A 25,591-nucleotide genomic window follows, 5' to 3' on the forward strand; every position below is an offset into this window, starting at 1 on the left:
CCCCTCCCAAGCGTGATCACAAACGGTGTAAGTCTGCCTCACCGAATGTCACCCAACTGTGTGGGGTGGTGATGGGATTAGTCGCGCAATTCCGGGAACTTCTCCTCCATGGCCCGCCATTGCGCTTCCTTCATGCGATCGTTGGCGATCACTGATCGGGCAAGCTCCCACTCTTCGGGCGTCCATTCGTCCTGCTGCCAGTCCGTAACAAACTGCTCATGGCGAACGCTGAACGGCGGCTGCTGCATGCCGAGCGGTGGCCAGATGATCCAGTCGCCAGGCTGGGCCTTCCCGTTCGACAGACCGCCGATGGCCCCGTACTCCTCGGAGACGGAACCGCCCAGCACTTCGCGAACGTCGTCCAGGTTGGCCCCGGTCCAGCGGATCGCTTTCCAGGTCAGCGGCGCACTCGGTTGCACCTGAATCCAGCTCATGCTGTCGCTTCTCCTTCGTTGCCGTTTCGTGCGGGCTGCGGGTATACGCCTTGAGGGCTCGGCGTTCGAGGTCTGCCTCGTCGAGGCCAGTCATGCCAATTCCTCGTCGTTGTGGTTGTGGTTGGTGAACGTAGCGGTCGACTTGTTCACAGCAGGAACCCGCCATGACCAACGCGGGGAGGGCTCAGGGGCGTGTCCAAGTCGAGGTCGACGCCCTCGAACCCGGTGCCCTGCACCAGCTCTCGACACCGCCCTTGCATGCCGGGTGGAACCCCGACGTCTACGAAGCTGTCCTCGTCGACGAACACCGCGACCCCGACCGGCTCAACAACCTGTGCCCAGCACTTCTTCGTAGTGGGCCGCCAGCGCAGTTTCTTCAGCGCGGCGTAGGCCGCGGCGCTGTCAGGGTGCTTGGCCAGGGTCAGGATCATCTCTGTGGTCCCGATCTCTTCAGGTGGGACGTAGCCAGCTGCAAACAACCAGGACTGAAGTGTTGGAGTCGTCGCCGTGTTTGGCTAGGTAGCGGAATTTGGTGACGGTGGCGATCTTGTTAAACGTCGGCTCCAGGAGCAGCAGCATCACGGACGGAACCCCGTCTCGCTTGACGTGGTAATGCTCGCGCATCGCGACGTCAGCGAACGCGGCCTCAACTAACGCTGCCGGCGTGGCGAACTGCCGGTCGACCGTGACGTCGAGGTCGGTCAGGTCGTCACAGGCCCAGATGAACTCCTGTCGTGTTCGCCGCAGGTGGTCCCGCACCACGTTCGGCTTGGCCGTGCGGACGTCGCCGAGACCAATCGGGCCGGTGGCCAACGGGTGCAGCCGCTGAAACTGCGATCGACTTCGTGGCTGTGGAGAGCCTCGACGGGGGCGGACGAACAATCGCATGAGGTTCGATACCCACGGATCCATGCACTGATCATTTCGCGTCGGGCCGACCAACGCACGGCTCCTTCCGGAGCGCCGCCGTAGAGCCGCTAAAACGGCTCGGCCCATCCCGTTACGGCGTTCCGGTAGCTTTCGCGCCGCAGACAACGTTTTAGGTTCCGACCTGCTGTTATGTGGTCCCGGTGATCATGCCGGGTGATCGTCTGGGGATGTGGAGTCGTGGCCGGTCGAGGTCAGCCGTGACGAGCTGGTCCAGTACTTCACGCTGACCCCAGAGGACGTGGCCTGGGTCAACAAGTCCGCGCGGGGCACCCCGGCGAAGCTTGGGCTTGCCGTGCAATTGTGCGCGCTGCCCTGGTTGGGGTTCGTGCCCGAGGACGTCCAGGCCGCGCCGACGGCCGCGGTGTCCCATGCCGTTCGTTCCTGGGACGACGCCCCCAGCAGCGGCACTCCTAATGCGTGTTATCTGACATTGGAGGATCTAGTGGACGTCGAGGTATTCGAACCCGGCACGGTTACGGTCAGCGTGCGAGCCACCGACAGCGGCGGCTGGCGTGAAATCGGCCGCCACACCGACGTCGCCGACGCACTCGACGTGGTGTGCAGCTGCGGGTTCCTGGTCCGCGCCGCCGACTACGGCATCGAGCCCGGCACCGCCGTGCGCGTGGCCGTCCTCGGCGTGGCCGGCGAAGCGGCCGACTCCTACACCACCCATGCACAGTGATGCAGTGATTGATGCGGCCAGCACCGGGCAACATCTCCGCCCGGTCCCCGCCAAGGCCGAACCGGCGCCGCCGGCCGGCGTGCCGACGGCCGAGGCCATCGGCACGCCCTCTTCGGCTAAGGGCCCCGGTATGTCTTCGTAGTAATCGGGAGTCAGCGGCGGCGGGGCTCGTATTCGCCGGTCGGGAAGTCGGCCTCGATATCCAGGCGGGTGCGGTCCTCGCGCCAGCCGTTGCCCTCGACACCGAGGTCGTGCCGCCCCGCTGCAGCGCTCGAACACCCGGTTTCTCGCTTCGGTAAGTCGTATGCCGATTGACTGAGAGGTCAACTGGTCAATTCGGTGCTGGTGGGCCAGGTGGTGATCACGGTGGTGGGCAGAGCTGTTTTCCGCTGACCTGGGGGTGCTGGTGGCCACCGAATCATCTGATCTGCCGTCGGCGGACTGGGGTGTTGGGGAGATCGGGCGGGCGCGGGCGTCGATCGCGGCGCTGGAGGCCGCTCAGCGGTTGGTGAAGCCGGGTGTGGACGCCTCCGACGCTGACTTGCAGGTGTTGCGGGGGTTCTCGGGGTGGGGCCCGCTGGCGAAGGCGCTGGGGCCGGAACCGGAGGGGGCGTGGGCGCAGATGCAGGGCCAGCTGCTGGCGTTGCTGTCGCCGGAGGAATACGGGGAGGGATTCTTCGCGACCCCGAACGCGTTCTACACCCCGCCTTTGGTCGCCGACCGGATGCACCAGTTGTTGCGGGACCTGGGGTTTTCCGGTGGCACGGTGCTGGAGCCGGGTTGCGGCACGGGCATGTTCCTGGACCGTACCCCGGCGGATCTGCGAAGCGAGATCGCCTGGGTCGGGGTGGAGAAGGATCCTTCGACCGCGCGGATCGCCTCGTTGTTGCACCCGGAGGCGACGATTCGGGCGTCGGCGTTGGAGGAGACGTCGCTGCCGCTGGCGGAGGCGGTTTTGGGCAACGTGCCATTCGAGGACGTCGCGGTGCATGAGGTCAACCCGGAGGTTCCGGAGTCGGTCACCGCCAACCTGCACAACTATGCGATCTGGCGTGCGGTGGACGCACTGGCGCCGGGCGGTGTGGCGGTGCTGGTCACCACGTGTTTCACGCTGGATGGCAAGACCCCGCTGGCGCGGCTGGCGATCGCCAAGCAGGCGGATTTGCTGGGGGCTCTCCGGTTGCCCAGCGGCGCGTTGTCCGAGGGCGGCACGGAGGTGCCGGTGGATGTGCTGGTGCTGCGCAAGCGGCTCCCGGGCGAGCAGGCACCGGAGTTGCTGGAGGATGCGCCGGCCTGGGTGCGCAGCGTGCCGCACCCGGCGCTGGACGGTGCGCACGTCAACGCCGTGTTCCACCAGCACCCGGAGTGGGTGCTGGGCGAGATGGTGCCGCAGAACGCGCAGGCATATGGGCGGACGATGCGCGTGGTCGGCCCGCAGGGCGCGGAGCTGGTGGAGGCGTTCGAGCGGGCCGCAGGCGAGATCGTGGCCAGCGCGCGGGCGCAGGACCGGGTGTTCGCGGCGGTGCGGCGCGACCAGGCCGCCCAGGTGCCCGATGTGCCGCTGGCGGACGCCGAGGGCCGCAAGGAGGGCTCGTTCCACATCCGCGACGGCAGGGCGTTCCAGGTGACTGGCGGGGTGCTGGCGCCGGTGATGGTGCAGGACCGCAAAGCCAGCAAACAGGCCACCGACAAGGCGCGGGCCGCCGCGAAGCAGCGCGGTGAGGATCCGGGCGAGGTGGCTGAGGTCCGGGTCGACAAAGGACCGATGACCGGCAAGGCGCTGCGGGAGCTGACCGCCCTGGTGCGGGTGCGCGACGCCGCGGCCGAGCTGCTGGAGGCCGAGGCCGACCATTCCCTGCCCGATGACGCGCTGGAGCCGCTGCGGGAGCGCCTCAACACCCGCTACGACGCCTACCAGGGCGAGTTCGGGTTCATCAACCGCGCCACGATCACCGTGGCCACCGAGACCCCGAAGCCGGGGGCGGACAACTCCGACAGCGCCGACGAACAGACCGGCCTGCCGAAGGTCACCCGACGGCGGCCGTCGATGGGCGGGTTCGCCGCGGATCCGGACTACCCGCTGGTGTTGTCCCTTGAGGACTTCGACGACGCCAGTAACACCGGGAAAAAGGCGGCGATCTTCCACCGGCGCGTCAATCGGCCTCGCCCCCGGCTGGAGCGGGCGGAGAACCCGGAGCACGCGCTGACCATCAGCCTCGATGAGACCGGCCGGGTGGATCTGGATCGGATCGGCGAGCTGTTGGACACCGCGCCTCACGCAGTGCCGGAGGCACTGGGTGAGTTGATCTTCTTCGACCCGGCTGCCCTGGCCTGGCAGCAGCGGGAGGAGTACCTGGCCGGGGACGTGGTCAGCAAGCTGGAGCTGGCCCGGTCCGCGCACGACGCGGACCCGGAGCGTTACCAGCGCAACGTCACGGCGCTGGAAGGGGTGCAGCCGACACCGCTGACACCGGAGGAGATCACCGCCTCGCTCGGGGCGGTGTGGATCCCGCCGGATGTGGTCGAGGAGTTCGTCCGGGAGGTCCTCAAAATGCGGGTGGACATCGAGTTCGAGCCGCAGGTGAGCCAGTGGAACCTCACCCAGCGCAGCGACCTCAGCGTCGCAGCCGCGCGGGAGTGGGGCACCTCCCGCATCAACGGCGTGCAGCTGGTCGAGCTGGCGCTGACCGGCCGCACGCCGAAGATCAAGGACACCACCGCCGACGACAAGAAGATCACCAACCCTGCCGAGACGCAGGCCGCGGTGACCAAGCAGCAGGAGCTGCGGGCCCGCTTCGCGGACTGGGCGTGGGAGGACCCGCAGCGCGCTGACCGGCTCTGCGGGGTGTACAACCGCCAATTCAACAGCTTCATCAACCGCTCCTACGAGGGCGCGCACCTGACGTTCCCCGGCCTGGACCCGGGCTTCGACCCGTATGCGCATCAGCGGGAGATGGTGCACCGCATCCTGTCCAACCCCAGCCAGCTGTGCGGGCACGACGTGGGCGGCGGGAAGACCGCCACGATGTTCATGTCGGCGCTCAAGCTGCGGGAGCTGGGCTTGGCGCGCAAACCACTGTTCGTGGTGCCCAACCATCTGCTGGAGCAGATCGTCCGCGACGGCAAGCGCCTGTTCCCCGGCGCGAAGATCCTCATGGCCGACGAACGGCAGCTCGGCAAGCGGACCAATCTGTATCAGCGCAAGCTGTTCGCCGCGCGCTGCGCCACCGGGGACTGGGACGCGGTGGTGATGACCCACTCGGCGTTCGAGTCGTTGCCGGTGACACCGGGCACCCAGGCGACCTACCTCGCCGAGCACACCAGTGAGCTGGAAGACGCGCTGCGATGCAACCCCAACCCGAAATCGCGGCGCACCAAGGCGCTGGCCAAGGCACTCAAACGCGAGCAGGTCACCCTCAAGGCGGGCTTGGGAGCCCATCGCGCTGATGACGGTGCGGTGACCTTCGAGATGCTCGGCTGCGACTATTTGTTGGTTGATGAGGCGCATTACTTCAAAAACCTCCACTTGCGCGCCAACAACCCCGAGATCTCGTTGCCCAAGGGCTCCAACCGGGCCACCGACCTGGACAACAAGCTGGCCTATCTGCGGCGCACCAACCCCACCGGTCGGGTCGCGACTTTTTTCACCGGCACCCCGCTGAGCAACAACCCCGTCGAGATCTACGTCATGCAGCACTACTTGCAGCCCGAGCGGCTCAAGCAGATGGGCGTGGCGAACTTCGACCTGTGGCTCAACACCTTCATTCGCATCGATTCGCGGCTGGAGGTCGGCACCGACGGGGTGAGCTTCCGGCTCAAGGACCGGCCGGTCGGGTTCCGCAACCCGCCCGAGCTGATGGGCGCCTACAACGCGATCGCCGACGTGCGCGACGCCAAGAAGCTGGGGCTCAAACGTCCCGCCGGCCGCTTCGAGAACGTCCTGATCCCACCCACGGCCGTGCAGCGTGACTACATCGAGGACATCACCGGGCGCATCGACTCGCTGGCGACGACCCCGCCGTATGTCGACAACATGCTCAAGATCTGCAGCGATGGCCGTAAAGCCGCGCTGGATCCGGAGCTGGTCGGGCTCATTGACCCCGAGCCCGGCAAGGTGGAGCGGGTCGTGGCCACCATGTCCGGCATCTACGAACGCACCCAGGACCGCCAGTGGCCCGACGGGCGCGTCGGCAGTCTCCAGCTGGGCTTTCTGGATCAGGGCACGCCCAGCAACGATCACGGCGACCAGGTCTACGGCAAGATCCGCGACGGTCTGATCAACGCGGGCGTACCAGCGCACAAAGTCCGGTTCATCCACGAGGCGAACACCACCGCCCAGAAAGCCACACTGTTCGCCCAATGCCGTTCCGGCGACGTCGCCGTGCTGCTGGGCAGCACCGACAAAATGGGTGTCGGAACCAACGTGCAGGATCTGATCGTGGCCCTGCACCACATCGACGCCCCGTGGCGACCGGCCGACGTCGCCCAGCGCGACGGCCGCGGCCTGCGGGTGGGCAACATGATGCTCGACCTCGGTGAGCCGGTGGAGATCTACAAGTACATCACCGAGAGATCGTTCGACGCGTTCATGTGGCAAACGTTGGAGCGCAAAGCGTGGTTCATCGCGCAGCTTTTCAGCGGCTCGCCGTCTCGCGAGGACATCGACATCGACCTCGACGAGACCGTGCTGCAGATGCACGAGGCCAAAGCCCTGGCCTCCGGCAACCCGCTGTTGCTGGAGCAGGCCGAGGTCAAACAGGAGGTCACCCGGCTGCAGCGGCTGGCCACCAGCCACGCCCGCACCCAGCGCGCCTTGGACCAGGACATCGAGAACTGGCGGTACGGGCAGCGTGTCCTGCGCCAGAAGATGACCACCGCGCACCAGCTGGCGCGCAGAACCGACTCCAGTGGCTGGCAGCGCCGCGGGCAGCCACTGGACGAGGACAAGGTCAACGGTGTGCTTGGTGAGCTGCTCACTGCGTCGATGGTCGGCCGCAGCAGCCGCGGCCATGACCGCATCTCCTACCAGGGCATCCCCGTCACCATTCGCGCCCGCCAGGTGCTGGGTGCGTGGCACCTCAATGCCGACCTCAGCAGTGGTGGGCTGGGCACCGTCGCGCTTCGCCCGGAATGGGTCAGCCACGCCAACCAGTACTGGCGGATCACCAAAGCCATCAGCGACGCCGTCGACCAGGCCGCCGACCGCGTCGCTGATCTGCAGGCCGACCACGATGCCCTGGAACGCCAGATCGAGCAGGGCCAGGCGCAGCTTGGCAAGCCGTTCCCACACGCCGCTGAGCTGCAGTCCGCCCGCGAGCGAGTGGCCTCGATCGAATCCCAGATGGAAAACGGCGACACCGAGCCGACCCCCGCCACGGACAACCAGCCTGCGGACGCTGCGGACGAGCAGGCGTATGACCCCAATGATGTGGCGGACCTGGTCATACAGGACGCCGGAGCGATGGCAGGGCTGCTGGGGGGCGACGTGCAGCTCTTCGTCGCCGATCGGCACCTTCCCCACGATGTCGACCTGCAGACCGTGGATCAGGACGAAGAACTGGAGCTGGACGCCGACGATGCCCGCGCCTTCGCCGAGTATCTCAGCGGAGGCCAACCCCAGTCCGCGACCGCTGCCCAGCAGCAGACCACCGAGAACCGCTCGGCTCCTGCCGGACCCGAGGTGGAACTGTTGCACGAGGTCCCGGACGTGTCGGAGATCCCGGGCCTGACGCAGAGCCTGCCGCCCATGGTGGTCGACGGCGAGACCGTGCCCGCCAGCACGCCCCCGGCCACCGAAACCGCGGCCACCGACACCGCAGCAGTCGCTGGAGCTGACAACGCTCCGGCCGCGACGGCAGCTGAACCGGACCAGCAGCAGCCCGTCCACGACGAAGAAGCCAGCACTGACCGGGACCGTGATGCCCGGAAGGACTCCCGCATCCTCTCAACCCAGGCGGCGCCGGTCGACGAGGCTCCCGACCCCGGTGAGGGCGCGAAGGCCGAAGAGCCTCTGGCGCTGGCTCTTGATATCCAGGCCCACACCGAACGCCCCGACGACGCCTCGGACGACGAATTGGCTCGTACCGAAGCACGCAGAATCGCGGAGGAGCTGTGGCGAGAGGGCTACGTGTGGCGCAGGGAGCCTGGCAGTGGCGACGGCGCGGTCGATCATGACGTGCGTGCAGTCACCACCGACTCAACCCACGCGCTCCCGGACGAGGTGCAGGAAGCTGACGCCCTGAGTTTTGAGGTTTACCAGGCGCGGGTCGCGCTCGGCGCCCAAGCAAACGCTGCCGTCGATCATGCCCAGGCCCTCGGCGAGTTGCCGAAGGACATCGCCGACTACGACTACCAAGCATTCTGGCTGAACTACCGAGCCGACTACCTCGGGATCCCCGAGGACCTGATGGAACGCGAGCACGACCTGGAAGACCATCCGGCGCGGCAGGCTGACGCGCTGAGGCGGACCATCCTGCGTCGACTCGGCGAACTCGGAATCCACGACGGCGCTCCGGAGGCCACGGCCACCCCTGCTGCCCAAGCCGCCTCTGACGAGGCGGATCGCGTGGGCGATCAGCCGCAGCAGGCCGCCGGCCTGGCGGTGAGCGGTGAGCTGGTGCCCGCACGTCCGGTGCCGGTGCCGCAGACCAAGCGCGGCCGCCGGATGCTGCACCTGTCCCGTGAGCACGGGCTGATGATGCTCGGCCTGGTCGAGAGTCATGACCACCCACGCTCGATGTTCCGGGACTACAAACACTTCGAAAACCGGGTCGGCAAGTGGGAGAAGATCGAGACCGGGACATGGCGGGCGGTGGGCAGCCAGGGCCAGCCGCACACCGAGGACCTGCTGTCGCGGACCCGTGACCTGCTCGTCCGGCTGAGCAGGAGCTACCACATCGAACCGGTCCTGGACATCTACCTGGATGCCTCGCTGGAGCAGGGCGCGCAGCGCCTGCTCGATCGTGGGCTGTTCGCCGACGCCGATGTGCGCACCGTGGAGATGGTGCCCGCTATGGAGCGCGGCCCCGCGGCCGCCGAGCCCAGCACGGACCCCGCAGTCGCCACGCCGCCGGAACCAACGCCTCCCGTAGAGCCGGAGATGGCGCTGGGCCTTGCCGACAGCACTGGCCAGAACACCCGTGATGTCCTGGATTCGAGAGTTTCGGCTCCTGCCGGTGAGGAGCGGGAGCAGCTGCCGCAGGAAGAGGCGCTGGATTTCGCCCAAGAGCTGTGGGTCCAGGGCTATGTGTGGCGGCGGGTACCCGGCAGCGGGGACGGCACGGTCGATCACGACGCGCGTGTGATCACCACCGACCCCACCTGGTCACCTGAAGCTGAGGGCCAGGCGGCCCACGAGCTCAAGGACGCCGTGGTCAGGACACGGGAAGACGCCGAGCACCGGCTGGACGCCGCCGTCGACCGCGCCCGCACCGCCGGGCTGCTGCCCTCAGAGGTCGACGACCTTGCCCACCGCGCCGACCGCCTCGACACCGCGGCCTTTCGGGACCCCCGCCCCGACAACCTCCTGGACAACGCCCCTTCACCTGCGGATTCCCTGGCCTCTGCGGCCGACGCACTGCGTGCCCAGGCGTTGCAGCGCCTCGACGAGCTTGGGATCGACCTGGACGCCCCAGCCGGGGAAAAGGAGCTGGAGGCCGACGCCTCGCCCGCCAAGGTCGAGAACATCTCACCGGACGTGGAATCCAAGGGTGAGGACGATCGACAGCTGCTCGAAGCGGAGGCACGGTGGGTCGCCGAACAGCTATGGAGGGACGGCTACGTGTGGCGGCGGGCGCCCGGCACGGGCGCCCCCTCGATCGACCATACGGCGCGCACGGTCATCACCGATCCGGCCTGGTCCCCCGAGGCCGAACTGGCGGCCGCCGACGAGCTGTCACGCTTCGCGAACCAGAACCGGACTGCCCTGATCAGGAAGGCCGAGACCGAGACCGACCACGCCGCGCAGGCAGGTCTTCTGCCCGTTGACGTCTCCGCTCTCCTAGACCAAGCGGACCAGTACGACGAGCATGCCCGGCTCGACTCGCCCCCCGACGACCTTCTGGACCGCGAACCCGCCATCGAAGAGATTCCTGCAGCACGGGCCGCTGCGCTGCGACAGCAAGCGATGCGCAGGATCGACGAGATCCGACGCGCCCCCGCCGAACCCGCCGCCGTTGACGCCGTTGACGCCGTTGACCAGGATGCCGATGCTAAGCAGAGCAGTGCTGTAACAGCAGGTCAGCCGCTTGGCAGTGAGGCGACCAGCAGTGCCGAGCACACGGACAAGGACACGGAAGCCACCGCCCAGGACTCGACGAACGCCGAGGCCCCCGTCACTGAACCAGCCGCGGAGGAGGCGACGTTGGAGGCCGGTTGGGCCTTCGAGGTTGACGCTGGCGAGGATTCGGCGGGAATCACCGTGCAGCGGTGGGGTCGGTTGCTGGTGGTTTCGGGGACCGATCCGCGGCGGGATCCGCCCCGGGTCCGCAAGGTGCTCAAGGACCACAAGTTCCGCTGGCGACCGGAAGACCAGCGGTGGGAGTACTACGGCCGGGTGAGGGACCGGGACGCGGCGGAAGTGGCAGTGCGGTCGATGGTGGCCGAGGTCAACGCCGCGCAGCAGGCAGCGTCGGCGCCGTCGGAGATGACGTTCCCGCCGACGGCGCAGCAGCAGGAGATCCTCGACGCGGTCGAGCGTGCCGTAGCTTCGCCGGATCCGGCCTCCGCCAGCGTGGCGGTCAAGGCACTGGCCGGGACCGGTAAGACCACGACGCTGCGGATGATGGCCGAAGCCCACCCGACGAAGCGGATCACCTACATCTGCTTCAACGCCACGATCGCCGCAGAGGCCCGGGAGAAGATGCCACGCAACGTCACGGCCGTGACGATGCATGCCCTGGCACGACGGCAGCTGGCCAACGGCCCGTTCGGAGACAAGATCGCCCGGATGAACCGCGGTGAGGGGGCTCGGTGGCCGCGGGATGTGGCGGCCGCGCTCGGGGTCACTGATCCGGTGCCCTACGGCGACGATGAGCTGTTGGAGCCCGAGCGGCTGGGGGCGCTGGTGCTGCACACCCTCAAGGCCTACCGCGACAGCGCCGACCGGCAGATCACCACCACGCACTTGGCATCCTCGCTGCGGGTGCCCAAGGGGCCGGGGCAGATCGTGCTGGACTACGCCCGCAACGCGTGGGAGGACATCGCCTCCCCTAACGGGCGGCTGCTGGCGTTCTCCCACGACGATTATCAGAAGATCTGGGCGCTCTCGAACCCGGAGATTCGTGCTGACCTGCTGTTCTTCGACGAGGCGCAGGACATCAACCCTGTGCAGGAGCACGTGGTACAGCAGCAGGGCATGCCCACCGTAGTCGTCGGCGATTCCCACCAGGCCATCTACGGCTTCCGCGGCGCCCGCGATGCCCTGCGCACCTGGCCGGCCACCGAGGTGCTGCCGCTGACGCAGTCCTGGCGGTTCGGCCCGGAGGTTGCCGCGCTCGGCAACCGGTTCCTGACGTTGCTGCGCGCCGACCTGCGGTTGGAGGGAAACCCGGCGCTGGACTCGCGGCTGGAGCCGGTCGAGGACCCGAATGCGATCCTGTGCCGGACCAACATCGCCGCAATCAACGCGGTGGCCGACGGGCTGAGCGCGGGCAAACGCGTCGCACTGGCCGGCGGCGGCGGGCAGATCCGCGAGATCGCCCGCGCGGCCCGAGACCTGCAGCGCGGGAAACCCACCAAGCACCCGGACCTGTCCGGGTTCGCCGACTGGCAGCAGGTGCGCGAGTACGCCACCGAGCACGATGTCGCCTGGCTGTTGACGTTCGTCCGGCTCGTGGACCGGCACACCCCGGACGGGCTGATCGACATGGTCGACGAGCTGGTCGACGAGCACGGCGAGCCGGGGCCGGACCTGGTGGTCTCTACTGCTCACAAGGCCAAAGGTCGCGAATGGGACACGGTGCGCATCGCCGATGACTTCCGGGCCCCGACCACCGACGAAAACGACGAGCTGCAACTGCCCGCCCCCGACGAGCTGCGGCTGTCCTACGTCACCGTCACCCGCGGCAAACTGCGCACCGAGCTGGGGTCGCTGGACTGGATCCTCGACCTCGACCATGCCGCACCCGAAACCTCCGCCGCGCACGAGGCCGTGACCATCACGCAGCAGCAGGACGACGTTCTTGACACGTCTGACGAGGCGGCCACGATCGCGGCGACGCAACCGGCTGAAACCGCCGAACGCGCGCGGGGGATCGCCCGCGAGGCACGTCTGGCATCCGGGGATCCGGAACGCGCGCTGCTTCGCATCGCGCTGGAGCGCGACGAGGAGGTGTCCTCGACGGTAGAAGGAACCGTCGGCGGGACGGTGCACACCTGGCTGATGGAGGACACCGCAAGCGCCAGGTGGATGACCGCGCTGTACACCTCGGCGGATGAGCTGGTGTGCTACCAGACCTCCGCCACGCTGGACGAATCCGTACGCACCCAGGTCAGCATGCAAGCCGCTGCGGAGGTACTGCTGCTGCGCTACACCGAGCTGGCTACCCTCAGCGATCAGTGGACCAGCTCGTTCCTCTCCCTAGGAGCGCCCGGCTACCTCGCTCAGGGCCGCCACGTGGCAGTGCGGCAGATTTCGTCTCTGGTGTACGGTCTGCAGCCGTTGTGGCGCGCGCCTCTGTCGGACCGACTGGTCTTGGCGTCCACCGACGTGCGCTACGGCCGGCACATCGATCATGCTCTGGCACTCGCCCTAGAATTCGCCACCTCCCCGCCCTTGGTGAACGAGGTCGTTGCCGGAGTACTTCGCTCCGATGCGGGTCCGCGCAACCTGGCGGTACGCCTGAGCGAGGTCGCGGACGTGCTGGAGCTGGCCTGGGCCCCACCCGTAGACGAGCTGTCGCCATTGGACCCGGCGGCGCCGCTGGTGATCAAGCGGCTTCGCGCTGTGTCGTCGCGCCTGCGGGAGGCCTCGGCGACACCGGAGTCGCTGCAGGCGGCACGCATGGTCGCTGAGCTGCAGAACGCATTCCTCAGCCAGGACGAGCTGCGCCCCACGGAGCGCAATTCCTCCGGGAAGGAGCGCGTGCGCAGCCTGGCGTGGCGGATCCCCACCGACGAGACGTCCAGCCGGGCGAACCCGATCGCGCTCCGGCTGGTGCGGCAGCACCTGCTCGACGCCAAGCCGGATCCCATGTTCGTGACCGACGGGGTCACCGCCGCGCTGCAGAACGGACCTGACGAGGTCGTGCAGGCGCTGCGCGGCGCCATCCAGTGGCTGGACACCACCCGGACCCACAGCAGCCCGTTGGGGCAGATGCTGAACGACGCTGGAACTGGCGTCACCGTCACCCGGCTGGAGAAAGTCGCCGACACAATCGCCCGCCGCACCCGGGCCGAACGAGCCGCGACATCCGCGCGGACCGTACAGGGCGACGTCGACGCTGAGCTGGAGCGCGACGACCCCGCCAGTACCGCTGTGGTCGACGGCGAGGTGGTTGAGCGCAGTGCCGCGCAAGCCACAGGCGGAGTGTCCTGGGATTCGACGTTGCAGGCAGCGCGGGCCTGGTCTGCGGCGGGGGTCAGCGTGATCCCGGTGTGCACCGATGGGTCCAAGGCGCCGGCGTTGAAGTCGTGGACCGAGTTCCAGCAGCGCCGCCCGACCGACGCTGAACTGCTCGGCTGGTTCGGTGAGCAGGACCGCTACGGCATCGGCCTGGTCTGCGGTGCGGTCTCCGGTGATCTGGAGATGATCGAATTCGAGGGCCGCGCGGTCGCCGAGGGCCTGTTCGAGCAGTGGAGCGAGTCGGTGCTGGCCGGCTCGGCTGAGCTGTATCGGCAGGTGGTCGAGCAGGGTCTGGTGGTGCGCTCCCCCTCCGGGGGCTACCACCTGCTCGTGCGGGTCGAGGGCGGGGTGGAGGGTAACCAGCGCCTGGCGGCCCGCGAGGCTACCGACACCGAACTCACTGCCGCCGAACGCGACACCGTCGCCTCCGGCGGTCGGCGCCCGCTGCGGGTGCTGGCCGAAACCCGCGGTGAACACGGCATGGTCGTCGCCGCCGGATCCCCACCCGGCACGCACGCCAGCGGCCAAGCATGGGAGATCGTCACTGGCCACCCCGGCTCGCTGCCGGTGATCACCGCCGCGCAGCGAGACCAGCTGCACATCAGCCTGCGCGCACTCGACCGCAGGCCAGCCCCCGAACCGATCCCCACGCCCGCACCGACCAGCGCGGCAGAGGGCGAGCTCACCCCGGGCCGGGACTTCGACGTCCGCGGCAGCTGGCACGACGTGCTCGAACCGCACGGCTGGACTGCGGTCTCCACCCAGGGCAACGCCACCTACTGGCGACGGCCCGGAAAAACCCGCGGGATCTCGGCGGTCACCGGCGGCGACCACGGCGACTACCTGTGGGTCTTCTCCACCTCCACGGTGTTCGACTCCGAACACGCCTACTCCAAGTGGCGGGCCTACGCGGTGGTCAAGCACGGCGGTGATTTCTCGGCCGCCGCGTCCGACCTGCGCCGCCAGGGCTACGGCTCCCAGCCCGAGCGGCACCTTCAGCTGCACTACCGGCAGGACGCCGGGGTAGTGCTGTATGGCACCCAGCCCAGCGACGCCTTGTCCAAGGTGTTCCGAGAGATCAAGCGCTCCGGGCAGCGGCCCGGCAACTGGTGGTGGTCGGACAACATTCACACTGGTACCGAAACCCCTGGCGCCTGGTACATCGTGGGCACCAGGGACCGGCCGGTCACGGCCACCACCCTGGAATGCCTGGCCACCACCGCCGAACAGCTGCGCAGCCGAGGGTTCACCGTCGATGTCGATGTCCAGCTCGGTGAGATCGACGACGGCGACGCCCGCAAACGCGCCAGCCTCCAGCAAGCACTCGACCGCCTGGGCCTGCGGGCCCCCGCGGGCAAGGACACCGTCGAGGAGAACATGGCCGCCGCGCGGGCGCGCGCCGCCGACCTGCGGCAGGCCGCACGTGCCCAGTTCGAAGAAGCGCTGCGGACGATCACACCGCAGGGCCTCACGACCTATCTCACGACGCGCGGCTGGACCGAGGTCGACGATCACGGCTACACCAGGGCCCGCATGTTCATCGTCAACGTGGGCGGCGAAGAGGTCGACGTTCTTGTACCAGATGATCCCCAAGTCCGGAACTATCCGCGGCGGATGCTGGAGGCGCTCGACGGGCTCGAAACCGCCGAGCTGGAGATGGGTCGCGACTGGCGGACCATCATCCACGACCTCGCCCACAGTGTTCACCCCACTCCGACCAGCGCGGACCCGGCGTCGTCCTATGTCTCCGAGGTCGTAGACACCACCACGAAGGTGGAGCAAGCGAATTCGACCGCCGAAGCCCTCGATGTCAACCAGGCTGCCGAGGTCGGTGAGCAGCAGGCGCTGATCCCGGAACCTGCCCCAGTTGAGCCAGATCGCTGGCCCGCGCCACCGCCGCCGCCACCGATGACCATGCCCCGCAACGCGCAGCCACGGCCGAAGTCGGCGGCCGAGCGCGCGCATGAAGCTGATCTCGTGGCGCTCACCGATACCGAGCTGCAGCATCGATGGGATCAGCTCGTCGAGCTGTCCCGCGAGGCGGGCTTCACCGTCGTCGTCCGAGAAGGAGCCGTTACGGGCCTCTTTCCTGAGCCAGGCGTGATTGACGTCGGCGCCGCTACCGAGCCGCTCCGGTGGGCGGTCGAGGGTCTGGAGGAGGCGTTGGCATGGCACCACACCGGTCAACTACTCGATGACGCGGTGCCCGATTCCATCGACCTCGGCGATCTTCCCCCGGTGCACATCGCGCCGGACGCCCTCAACGACGGACTCCCCAGCAGGGACGACGATACGGTGGAATGGGCGGTCACCCGGTTCAACATCGCAGCGGGCTCCGAGCAGGCGGTGTACAACGCTCTCACAAGCGTGCTGGTCAGCGCGGGCTACTCGGTGTTCCAGCACCGTGACGACACGGCGGGCACCGACCATTCCACGCGCGAGATCACCATTCCGCACGAGGCCAGCGCGGCGGCGAACGCGGCGATCGCGCGCGACCTCGCCATGATCGTGCAGTTGTGCCGCACCGAGCTTGTCCACGCGAGCCGCACCGCTGCGGCCGACGGCGAGTACGAGCGGAGTGCTGTACCTGCAGCCCCTCGGACCGACCGCGTCGAGGCCGAAGTCGAGCAGGCCGAACGCGGGCCAACGAGAGGTGCTGCTCAGCGGCAGCGTCGGACGCTGGTGCTGCACCACTCCCAGCAGCACGGGCTGTTGCTGTTCGGCACCCAGCCCGGCGATCCCATCCGTGATGCGCTGCACGTGGCCCGCCTGCAGGGCCACACCGTGGGCAATTGGCGGTGGGAACCAACGGCGATCACCCCGGCGGGCACGCAAGGAGCCTGGGCCATCGACAACAGCCGCGGGCGGCTGGCCACACCTCGAACCGTGCATGTGCTGCGCTCCGCCGCGCACGCCCTGACCAGCACCGGTGTGGACGTGCGGATTGACCTTGCCCCGGCGGACGCCACCGAGGAGGCCACGCTCGCGCTGCACCGCGACCAGGACGCGGCCGAAGGCGGCCAGGAGCCGGAACCAGTGGCACGGTCGTGGTCGGCACAGGACCACACCGAGTGGGAGACAGCCTCGAAGGTCCAGTTCACCGACCACGGCGGGCTGACGGTCATCGAGGCCGCCCAAATCGACGGGCGGTGGGCGCTGCGAGCGCAGAGCCTCGTCGAAGGCCACCACCTGGACGTGCGGCTCAATCTGCGTGATGAGGAGCGGGCTGCGGACCTGGCGCGCACCCTGGCGGGCAAGCCGACGCTGCTGCCGCGCCTGGCCCGCCATGCGGTGCTGCGCGGCGAGGCCAGCGCCGAACTCGACGGCTCCCCGATGCCGGCCGCCGCGCGGGATCTCAGGCAGCGGCTCGCCGAGCCCGGCCCGTACGCCACCTCCGGCCGCGACCAGGACACACCCCGGCGGTCCGCCGCACGGGGCGCGGCCGCCGCGCTCACCCAACCAGTGGGCAAGCGCCCCGGCGCCTCCACCATGCCGGGCGGCACGAACAGGCCCGTGCCGCCGCCCTCTCGCCCGCAGTCCACCAACCAGACGGTGTCAGCCCACCGCCCTACCCTGTAATCCCCCACACCCGATCAGGAGGACCAGCAGCAATGCCGAGCAGCCTTGCCGACTACATCGACGCAGTCGTCGCCGCCCTGGCGGGCGACGACACGCGAGTCCTGGCCCACCGCGCCGATGCCGACACGGTGCCGCGCACCGCCACCATCGACCTTGACACCGCCCAGGACGACATCGCCTTCACCGACCTCGATGCCCTCACCCTGACCTGGCACGAAGAGACCGGCTGGGAAATCGGCATCACCTACGAACCGGGCGTGGGCCTGGCGCCGCCGCCGATCTACCGCGGCATCTCCGTCCTGCCCACCCCCGAGGTCGTCGCGGCCTGGGTCGGCAGCGTGATCACACACCCCGAGGTCATCGCTTCCCGTGCCGACGGACGGTTGCGCACGGCAGGCGACACGGCCCCCGATTTCGCCACCGCGCTCGCTCCCTAGCTGCTACGGTGCGTCAGGGGCCGTCTCCACCAAAAGACGGCCCTTCGGCAATCCTCCTGTGACAGGTGTCAGCGCCACCCGCCAGGTGGCGCTCTTCATTTCTTCAGGTACCCCTTCCTCACCGCCTGGGCACTTTCACGTCTCCGTAGGTAACCACCGTCAGTGGGGCACGCCGTTGAGCAGGGCTGGGGTGCGACTGTGGTGGGCGACCCAGTCTCCGACCGGTATGGAGATCATCCGGACGAGGGAGACGAGATCGTCGTGGATTTCGCGTGGGCTGCGGTAGGCACCGGGTGCGCTGCGGGGAACGCCGGGCAGCCGGACGCCGTTGACGACGGGCTCGTGGTGCGCCACGCGGTTTCGCAGGGCATAGACGCGGGCTGCGGTGGCGTGGACGTCGTCTCGGCGCCGGGAGGAGTGCGGGAAGGCGTGCCGCAGGGCGGGACGCCAGAGCAGGGCCTCGTATTCTCGTCGCTGACGGAAGGGCGGCTTGCCTGTGTGCCCGCCGACTTCCAATAGGTGCACCCAGAACCCGAGCGGCAGCTGCGCGAGCAACCGCCCCGGCCGGTCTCCGTCGCCGAAGTGGGCATCGGCGTGGGCCTTGGCGATGGCGGCTTGGGATCGGTCGTCGAGCAAGTCGGCGTTGGCCCACCATAGGGGTCCATATCGTGCGGTTAGCTGGTCGTTCATGGCGTTGCGCATCGTGACCTCGACGAAGTGGAGATCAGCCATGTAGGAGGAGGCCAGTTCGACGCCGATCAGGTATAGCTCGATCGGGTCAACGCCCCACTCTGGCGCGAGGCGGTGGTAGGTCCCTATCCTCTCGGCGGACAGCAGCGGCGGGAGCTCGGTCGGCGGCAACGCCCGGTGATAACTCACCGCGATGTTGTACCAACTCGGCGTCGATCTGCTAGCATCGGTGCCGAAGTCCCCCGGGCCGCCAGTACTTCGGTACGCGCCGGGGGCACTTTCATTTCGCCACCCTGCCGGGCCTTCGGGAGCAGCAGGCCTTGTCAGACGGTGGCGACCGTAGCGGTACGGCAGGCGCCCCTGGCGGGCTACTCGCCGTCGCCGTCTTCTTCGCGCTCGTCTGGGGTGCGCTGCATGATCTCGCCCATGTGACCTTGCAGTGTGCACAGTAGCTCGCGCTCGGATTCTTCGATGCGGGTCTGGATGTTCCACTGCCGCACGTCGTCGACCAGGTTCGCGAGGGCGTCGTCGAGCCTGCTGCGCAGCAGGCCGGGGCTGAGGGCTTCGACCTCGACCGCGATGTGCGGATCCAGACCTTCGCTTTGGCATTCCTCGCGGAAGCGGGGGTAGTTGACGTCTCGGGTATTGACGTCGTGACTGGTGAACTGTCCCGTGCGGACGTCGGCGGCGCTAACCGCGATCTGCTGGAAGTCCAGATCGAGTTCCCCGTTGCCGTAGCGTTCCATGCGTTCGTTCACCGAGCGGGGTACCGACCTGCCACTGGGATCCCAGTCGCCGGCGAAGACCGCGGTCACGGGCTTGCCCTGCCGGACATATTGCTGCACCGCCTCGTGTACGAATGTTTTGCTGGACTGGCCGCGACAGGAGTACAAGCCCACTCCCCAAGCGGAGGTGACAGGCTGGAGCACCCCGGCGATCGAGTCGCTCTCGCACCACACCTCGACCCGCCGTGCCTGCGTACTCCACAAGTTGCGCCGGTAAACCTCCGCCGTGCGCTCCAGGGCGTCCTCTATCGAGTCGAAGGCGGTCTCCTGCCGTACGAGCCGGGTGCCGTCGGTGATCCACTCCTTCTTTCCGCTGTTCAGATCTGTCTCATGAGATCTGTGGTTCAGTCTCGATCCGTTGTGGTGGTACGAGACAGGTGAGCCGACGGGAGTTCCTCTCCGGGCCCCTGGGAAGGGTGCAGAGTGGATCTTGCCTTTGTGCAGTCCGGGCTGCTGGAGAGGTTCCTGGACAGTGACGTCATCTCCGCGGCGGAGGTGGAGGCGTTGCTGAAGCGGCGGGGTGTGCTCGACGGGACGCCGGTGTTCCTCGACGAGGAGACGCAGATGCCGGTGCCGCCCTTGTGCGAGTACGGCAGGTACCTGTCGACGGCGTTGTTGGACGAGACGACGCTGAAGGACTACGGGCGGGCGGTCGGCCGCCTGGATGACCATCTCGCGGGCCTGGGCAGTGACGTGCTGTCGGCGGTTGAGTCGGATCTCGTTTCGTTCCGCGACCAGCGGACCCGGTGGCAGAAGAAGCCGATCGGCTGGTCGGCGTGGGGCAAGGAGTCGTTCGTCCAGGACGACCTCTACGGGTTCCTCGTCGACCGCAAGATCTTGACGCACCGGCCGGCGCGGGTGGCGGCACGGGGACGCAACGCGCTGGCGCCGCAGGTCCGGTCCAGCATGGACATCCGGCATCTGAACTTCGAGCAGTACCGGTACTTCCGGGACGTGGGACTGGGAGGACAGCTGCCTGATGCCACGGTTGACCAGCGCTTTCGCGGGTGGTCACCGCTGCGTGGCCGGGCCGGTTCCGATCTGGCCCTGGGAACGGGGGGACGGTGGCGGGAGTGGTCGACGGTGCTGCTTCCCGAGATGGGGCTGTGGCCCGGGATGCCGGGCGGGGCCGTGGAATACACGGTTCAGGCCTGCGCGAAGTACGGCAAAGCCCGCAACATCTACGTCCCCGAGGATGCGGTCGCCTCCGCAGACCTGTTCTGCCTCCTGGAGCGTCCGGACATCGTCCGCAGGGCCGCCCGAGGCCTGGAGCGCAAGGCCCGCGACCTGTTTGTCGTCGGTGAGGTCGACATCGCCGGCGGGAGGGTGCGGGGCATCCTGGACGGCGTCGTGCGCGAGTTCCAGATGTCCGCCATGCCCGCCAAACTGCGGCGGATCACCGTCCACGAAGGCGAGTTCGGCTTGGAGGCGCTGTCCTTGTTCGTCTGCCGCGGCGGGCTGATGCCGGGGGCGGACGCCTGGAAGGGCTACCGCCACCGGGCATGGACGCGCATGAGTGAACTCGCCGACCGGACCACTCCGCACCTGCCCACCCGGCGCTGGAGATGGCACGACCTGAGACATACGTACGCTTTGCAGCTGCTGACCTATCTGGAGAACGCCATGGACGGCGAGGAGCCGGACATGCAGGCTCGCCGCCGTCGGCACCGCTCATACTTGACCGGGCATATCCGGCACAATCCGTTGCTGATCGTCAGCCGTCGGCTCGGTCACTCCAACCCGGAGACCACCTACCAGTACCTCCAGTACACGGACGACCTGATCAACGAGTTTGAGGCCGCGTTCTCCAGCTGGGTTGGCGACGACGAGGCGACCTACGCCGAGATCGCCTCCCACGCCCTGGCCAGCACGAAGGGCGTTCGCTGATGTCGAAGCCGCGCCGGAAGTATCGGAGCAAGCAGGAACGCGAACGCCTGCTCATGGCCCTGGCGAATCCCGTCCCTCCAGGCGGCATCGGCCCCCGAGTGATCAGCATCCCCAGAGAGCTGTTGGCAGTGGACCCGTCAGGCTTCCGCTGCACACGACTGGCAATGCAGCTGGCGGACGAGTGGGTCGAGTACGTGGCCGCCACCGCCATCACATCCCACGCGAGGACCTATCACATGGCGATCAACCGGCTCTGCGAGTACGTCGACAAGAAGCTCGGGCCGGAGGCAGAGGCGGTGGGCCTGGCCGATCAGGGGCTCTTTGACCTGCTGATCGGCTGGGAACTGTCCCTGCCCGAGACCTACGCTCCGAGCTCGACCTATCCCGCGGTGATGGCCGCCGGACTGCGGCTGCTGGTCGTGCGTCGCGACGACCACTCCGATCGTGATGTTGCACCGGACCTGGCCAGGTGGGCCCGCGGGCCCGCACTCCTCGCAGGCGGCGAGAAGACGGAACGGGACGAGTTCACCCGGCCGGAGAAGCGGGCCCTGATCCGCGCCGCCTGGCAGAGCGTCCACGCCACCCGCAAGCGCCTGGACGAGGGCTGGGCTCTGGCCGAGCAAGGACAGCACCCCAACGCGGGCAGCTGGACCAGCATCGCTGACCTGCTCTGCGGACTGGCCCACGAGCAGATCACCCCCGACGACATCCGCCGACACATACCTCCGTCCCGAGAGTGGCCACCAGAACTGCAGGCGTTCGCCGCCGCCCCCGGCAGGGCCCTCGTTCCGCAGTCGGCGCGACAGCAGCTGGTGAGACAGCTGTTCGCGAGGTTGTATCCGCACACCATGGACCTGCATGCCTTCCGCGTCCTGCTGATGGACGCGACCGGCTACACCTCGGAAGAGGTCACCGGGTTCGGCGAGAAACAGGTGGAGTTCCTGCCGAAGGGAGTCCGGCTCACCCTCCTCAAGAACAGGGCCCGACTGCTGCGGCACAGGGCCTTTCGAGACCAGCCCGCATCCGCCGACGAGCTGGAGCCGCAGAGCGCGAGTGACCACCAGATCACCATGGACTGGCCGCGGCGCGAGGCCAGCGCGGTGGTCCGCCAGCTCCTGGAAACCACCGCCCGGGTCCGCGCCAAAGCACCCCACGTCACCGACACGCTCTTCGTCACCGGCGCCGTCTCGCCCAGCTTCACCCCCGAGTTCGGCAAATGGGATCCCCAGTCCCGGAGGACGTTCGCCCACTGGCTGGACGCCATGGGTATCGAGATCAAGGGCGACCGGAACATCGGCCGCCTGCGGAAATCGGTCAAGGTCGAGAAGGCCATCGTGACCGAAGGCCGCATCAGCGACGCGGCGGACGATCACACCGAGGAAGCCTTCGCCGGCCACTACGCACAGGGCACCACCCTTCGGATCCTGTCCGGCCGGACGATCACCACGGCTCAGCAGCACTGGTTCGACAAGGCACTCGACTGCGTCGACGGCCCCACCGTCGTCCCGGACGTCTCCGCGGCCGTCGACAGCGACCTGCTCAAGGACACCGGCTTGTCCGCCGAGGAGGCCGAGGCCATCATGTCCGGCCAGCTCGACATGGGCGTCTCCCACTGCAAGAACCCCTACCAGGGGCCCTACAGCCGCCCCGGCGAACTCTGCGCCGTCGCGCCGCTGCGCTGCCTGGAGTGCCGCAATGCCTGGATCCTGCCCTCCAACCTGCCTCAACTTCTGCTCTTCCAGCGTCACTTGGAAAGACTGCGTACGGTCCTGGCCCCGCCGGTCTTCGCTCGACTATGGGGGCAGAGCTGGGTGAACCTCCGAGCTGTCCTGAAGGACCGCACGCCCGAGGACATCGCCCTGGCCCTCAAGCACATCGAAGCCGGCCAGGCCGTCCTGGACCTGCCGCTGGCCGCGAACACGGAGTTCGACGCATGATCGTCACGCTGCCCCAGCAACGACGTCCGCCCTTGTTCCGGGACGACGAACCCGTCGTCGCCGGCCGCTCGTTGCTGCCCGGGGCTCGCGAGCCCGGCGCCTACGTCCCCCGGTTCGGCGATACGGGCTGCTGGGACTTCAACGGGGTTCTCAAGCGGCCCGCCAACACCTCCGCCAGTGGCTGGAAGGTCATGTTCAGCCTGGAGCTGGAGGACCCGTACTGGAATCTGCTGGCTCGTGAGTTCATCATGCTCGTCTTCAACCCGCGGCATCCCCAGGTCCTCAAGAGCGGCGTCGTTCTGGAAAGGGCTGGCGACCCGCGAACTCTGGCCCACATCGCCTCGCGCCTTCGGACGGCAGCGCGTTGGGGCCGTGAGAGCGGGCTTCCGGCTCACCCCGACGCATGGAGAGTGGAGGACCTGCGGCAACGCATCACCGATTTAGCTGCCGCAGGCACCGCCGCAGGAACGGTCAGGTGCCACGTGACTACCCTCAAGAGCCTGGCAGCGGCCGAGCCAGCCCTCAGCCTGCCCTGGCCTGCCGGAGATCCGTGGTCGGGCCAGAGTGCCCGCGACGTCGCCCGCGACATCCGGGACAGGATGGAGAAGATCTCCACCCCCAGTGTTCCTCCACAGACCTGGTTCCCGCTGATCAGGGCCGCCTGGGCCTACATCCACGACTTCGCCCCCGACGTCCTGCGTGCTGACCGTCGCCTCAGCGAGCTCCTGGCCGTCGCGACCTCCTCTATGCTCGGCTTTGACGCACGACTTGAGGAGTGGCTCGCGGACCCTCAGAACAAGATCCCGGTCCATCCCGCAGCGTCGAATGACCAGACCCCGCAGGTGAATTGGAACCTGCTGCTGCTTCTCCTGGGCTTCGACGCGTCCACCCGCTCGAATGCCTTTTCTCCGGACTCCCCGGCATCGAAGCGACGACGCGTCCTCATCTTGGACGCTGCAGCCGAGGGGCGGATCACACCCCATGCCCTGACCGGGGAGCTCCGCCAGGTCGCTCGGCCGGACGGCAGCACTGGGGGATGGCACCCCGGCATCGAACGCCGTGCCCTGAACGACCTCAAAACGGCACTGCGCGATGCGGCATTCGTGCTGGTCGTGGGCCTCTCTATGATGCGCGATTCGGAGATTCACGAGATCTTGCGGGAGCCCGTCGTCGAGCACTACAGCACTCCCGCGATCGCCTCCACCAAGATCAAGGGCACCACCCAACGCCCCGGCAAGCACTGGTGGGTCGCCGAACCCGTCGTTGAGGCCCTCGCAGTCGCCGAGACGATCTCCCTGCACCCCGAACGCATCTTCTCCCCAGTCACCGCCAGCATGCAGGACGGCGCCATCCTCGGCGTCAGGATGCTGGCCGCGTTCGTGGCCTTCGCCAACGCCAACCGGGCCATGACCGGGCTCGACGAGATCCCCACCACCTACATCCGGCCCCACATGTTCCGCCGCACGATGGCCATGCTCACCGACCAGTTCCCCGGCTCCGAGATCGCCAGCGGCATCCAGCTCAAGCACATCGCCACACGGGCCCTCGCCAACGCCACCACCCAGAGTTACGCCGCCTCCGACACCGAGTGGGTCAAATACCTCGAAGACGCGCTGGACAATGTCAAGTTCCGCAAGATCAAAGATCTCTACCACCGCCATACCGAAGGCGAGGAGATCGGATTCGGGCCCGGTGCCGAACGCGTCAAGGACGCCTTCGACCAGATCACCACGACTGTCAAGGCCCGCAACGGCGACGCCCGCACCGCCGAGACCCTTCTGCGAACAACCAGGATCCACATCCGATTCGGCATGCTCAACAACTGCACCGCCGATCACACCAACCCAGTCGGCGCCGTCTGCCTGGAGAACGCGATCGTCCCCGAAGGACACACCGGCCCCCTCGACGAACGATGCCGACCGGACCGATGCGCCAACAGCATGATCGGCCCCGAGCACCTACCGATCTATGACTCTCACCAGCGCAAACAGCTCCAGCTCATCAACAGCCCCTCCACACCCGCCTGCCGCAGAGACCTCGCCGAACGTGAACTGGACATCACCCGCAACGTGCTCAAGATGGCAGGCCAGCCCCAGTGACCCACCCCACCGACACCCCCGAAGACCAAATCAGTCCCAAGACCGCCGCCGCGCTGCGGGCTGCGATGACCCGCCTCTTCGAGGGCCGCCCGCAACGGACCGACGGCCGCCTCACGAAGGAGAACCTCTACAAAGAGGCCCAGGTCAGCCGCGCGACCATGAACCGAGCACACGCGATCCTGGCCGAATGGGACGCGCACCTCGCCGCCCACGGCAAGGCCACCCCCGGCGAGGCCAAACGCGACGCGACCATCGCCGACCTCAAGAAGCGCCTGACCTCGAAGACCCAGGAATGCACGCTCCTGGAGAAGAAGCTCAAGGCCGCCCACACCGCGATCGCCGCACTCTTCCACGACAACGAAGCACTCCGGCAGCAGCTCCAAAAGGACGTCTCAACCACTGTCACGCCCATTCGTCCCCGCGGCCCCCGCCAACAACGCTAGGCCCGAGGCCAGACGCATCGCTGGCTTCCCACCGGATGTCTCATGAGACACGCTGAGCGCGAAGAACACTCCCACGGCAACATCCCGCGTTCCCGCATGACGCCGAGCTCGCGGACGACGACCGA

General features: G+C 68.0%; 12 protein-coding genes. 7 read left to right on the plus strand and 5 right to left on the minus strand.

The features are described from left to right. Positions 1-77: 77 nt before the first annotated feature. The 3 genes from ACRXBZ_RS42070 to ACRXBZ_RS42080 all read right to left on the minus strand — a co-directional run bounded on the left by ACRXBZ_RS42070 (position 78) and on the right by ACRXBZ_RS42080 (position 1,247). Positions 78-434, minus strand: coding sequence for a hypothetical protein (locus ACRXBZ_RS42070; protein WP_433884271.1), 357 nt, complete (start codon positions 432-434; stop codon positions 78-80). 146 nt (positions 435-580) lie between these two features. Beyond that, a complete protein-coding gene (locus ACRXBZ_RS42075; protein ID WP_433884272.1) occupies positions 581-865 on the minus strand; it encodes a hypothetical protein in 285 nt (94 codons plus the stop codon). Between the two features lie 19 nt (positions 866-884). Beyond that, entirely contained in the window at positions 885-1,247 is a 363-nt protein-coding gene (locus ACRXBZ_RS42080) for a hypothetical protein (RefSeq protein ID WP_433884273.1), read from the minus strand. Between the two features lie 286 nt (positions 1,248-1,533). On the opposite strand from ACRXBZ_RS42080, the gene ACRXBZ_RS42085 reads away from it, so the two are divergent. The 3 genes from ACRXBZ_RS42085 to ACRXBZ_RS42095 all read left to right on the plus strand — a co-directional run bounded on the left by ACRXBZ_RS42085 (position 1,534) and on the right by ACRXBZ_RS42095 (position 17,625). Then, complete coding sequence (locus tag ACRXBZ_RS42085; RefSeq protein WP_433884274.1) at positions 1,534-2,046, plus strand: DUF4158 domain-containing protein; 513 nt, start codon at positions 1,534-1,536, stop codon at positions 2,044-2,046. A 406-nt stretch (positions 2,047-2,452) separates the two neighbouring features. Beyond that, on the plus strand, positions 2,453-17,188 hold the full coding sequence (locus tag ACRXBZ_RS42090; RefSeq protein ID WP_433884275.1) for an AAA family ATPase: 14,736 nt from the start codon (positions 2,453-2,455) through the stop codon (positions 17,186-17,188). 32 nt (positions 17,189-17,220) lie between these two features. Further along, positions 17,221-17,625, plus strand: a complete 405-nt coding sequence (locus ACRXBZ_RS42095) for a DUF6292 family protein (RefSeq protein ID WP_433884276.1) — start codon at positions 17,221-17,223, stop codon at positions 17,623-17,625. Positions 17,626-17,784: 159 nt separating this feature from the next. On the opposite strand, the gene ACRXBZ_RS42100 is transcribed toward ACRXBZ_RS42095, so the two are convergent. Further along, the gene (locus ACRXBZ_RS42100; RefSeq protein WP_433884277.1) at positions 17,785-18,504 is read right to left on the minus strand and encodes a CAAX protease; all 720 of its coding nucleotides are present in this window, start codon (positions 18,502-18,504) and stop codon (positions 17,785-17,787) included. Positions 18,505-18,683: 179 nt separating this feature from the next. Then, complete coding sequence (locus ACRXBZ_RS42105; protein ID WP_433884278.1) at positions 18,684-19,160, minus strand: hypothetical protein; 477 nt, start codon at positions 19,158-19,160, stop codon at positions 18,684-18,686. Positions 19,161-19,523: 363 nt separating this feature from the next. Here ACRXBZ_RS42105 and ACRXBZ_RS42110 point away from each other — a divergent pair, with 363 nt between their 5' ends. Genes ACRXBZ_RS42110 through ACRXBZ_RS42125 form a run of 4 tightly spaced genes read left to right on the plus strand, consistent with a single transcriptional unit; the run spans position 19,524 to position 25,466 of the window. Further along, on the plus strand, positions 19,524-20,987 hold the full coding sequence (locus tag ACRXBZ_RS42110) for a site-specific integrase (protein ID WP_433883579.1): 1,464 nt from the start codon (positions 19,524-19,526) through the stop codon (positions 20,985-20,987). Beyond that, the gene (locus ACRXBZ_RS42115) at positions 20,987-22,924 is read left to right on the plus strand and encodes a hypothetical protein (RefSeq protein WP_433883580.1); all 1,938 of its coding nucleotides are present in this window, start codon (positions 20,987-20,989) and stop codon (positions 22,922-22,924) included. The genes ACRXBZ_RS42110 and ACRXBZ_RS42115 overlap by 1 nt, the downstream gene beginning before the upstream one ends. Beyond that, complete coding sequence (locus ACRXBZ_RS42120; protein WP_433883581.1) at positions 22,921-25,023, plus strand: integrase; 2,103 nt, start codon at positions 22,921-22,923, stop codon at positions 25,021-25,023. Before ACRXBZ_RS42115 ends, ACRXBZ_RS42120 begins: the two co-directional genes overlap by 4 nt. Next, complete coding sequence (locus tag ACRXBZ_RS42125; protein ID WP_433883582.1) at positions 25,020-25,466, plus strand: hypothetical protein; 447 nt, start codon at positions 25,020-25,022, stop codon at positions 25,464-25,466. The genes ACRXBZ_RS42120 and ACRXBZ_RS42125 overlap by 4 nt, the downstream gene beginning before the upstream one ends. Positions 25,467-25,591 lie beyond the last annotated feature (125 nt).

The sequence above is a fragment of the Saccharopolyspora hattusasensis genome, from assembly GCF_050972075.1.
Lineage (GTDB): Bacteria > Actinomycetota > Actinomycetes > Mycobacteriales > Pseudonocardiaceae > Saccharopolyspora > Saccharopolyspora hattusasensis.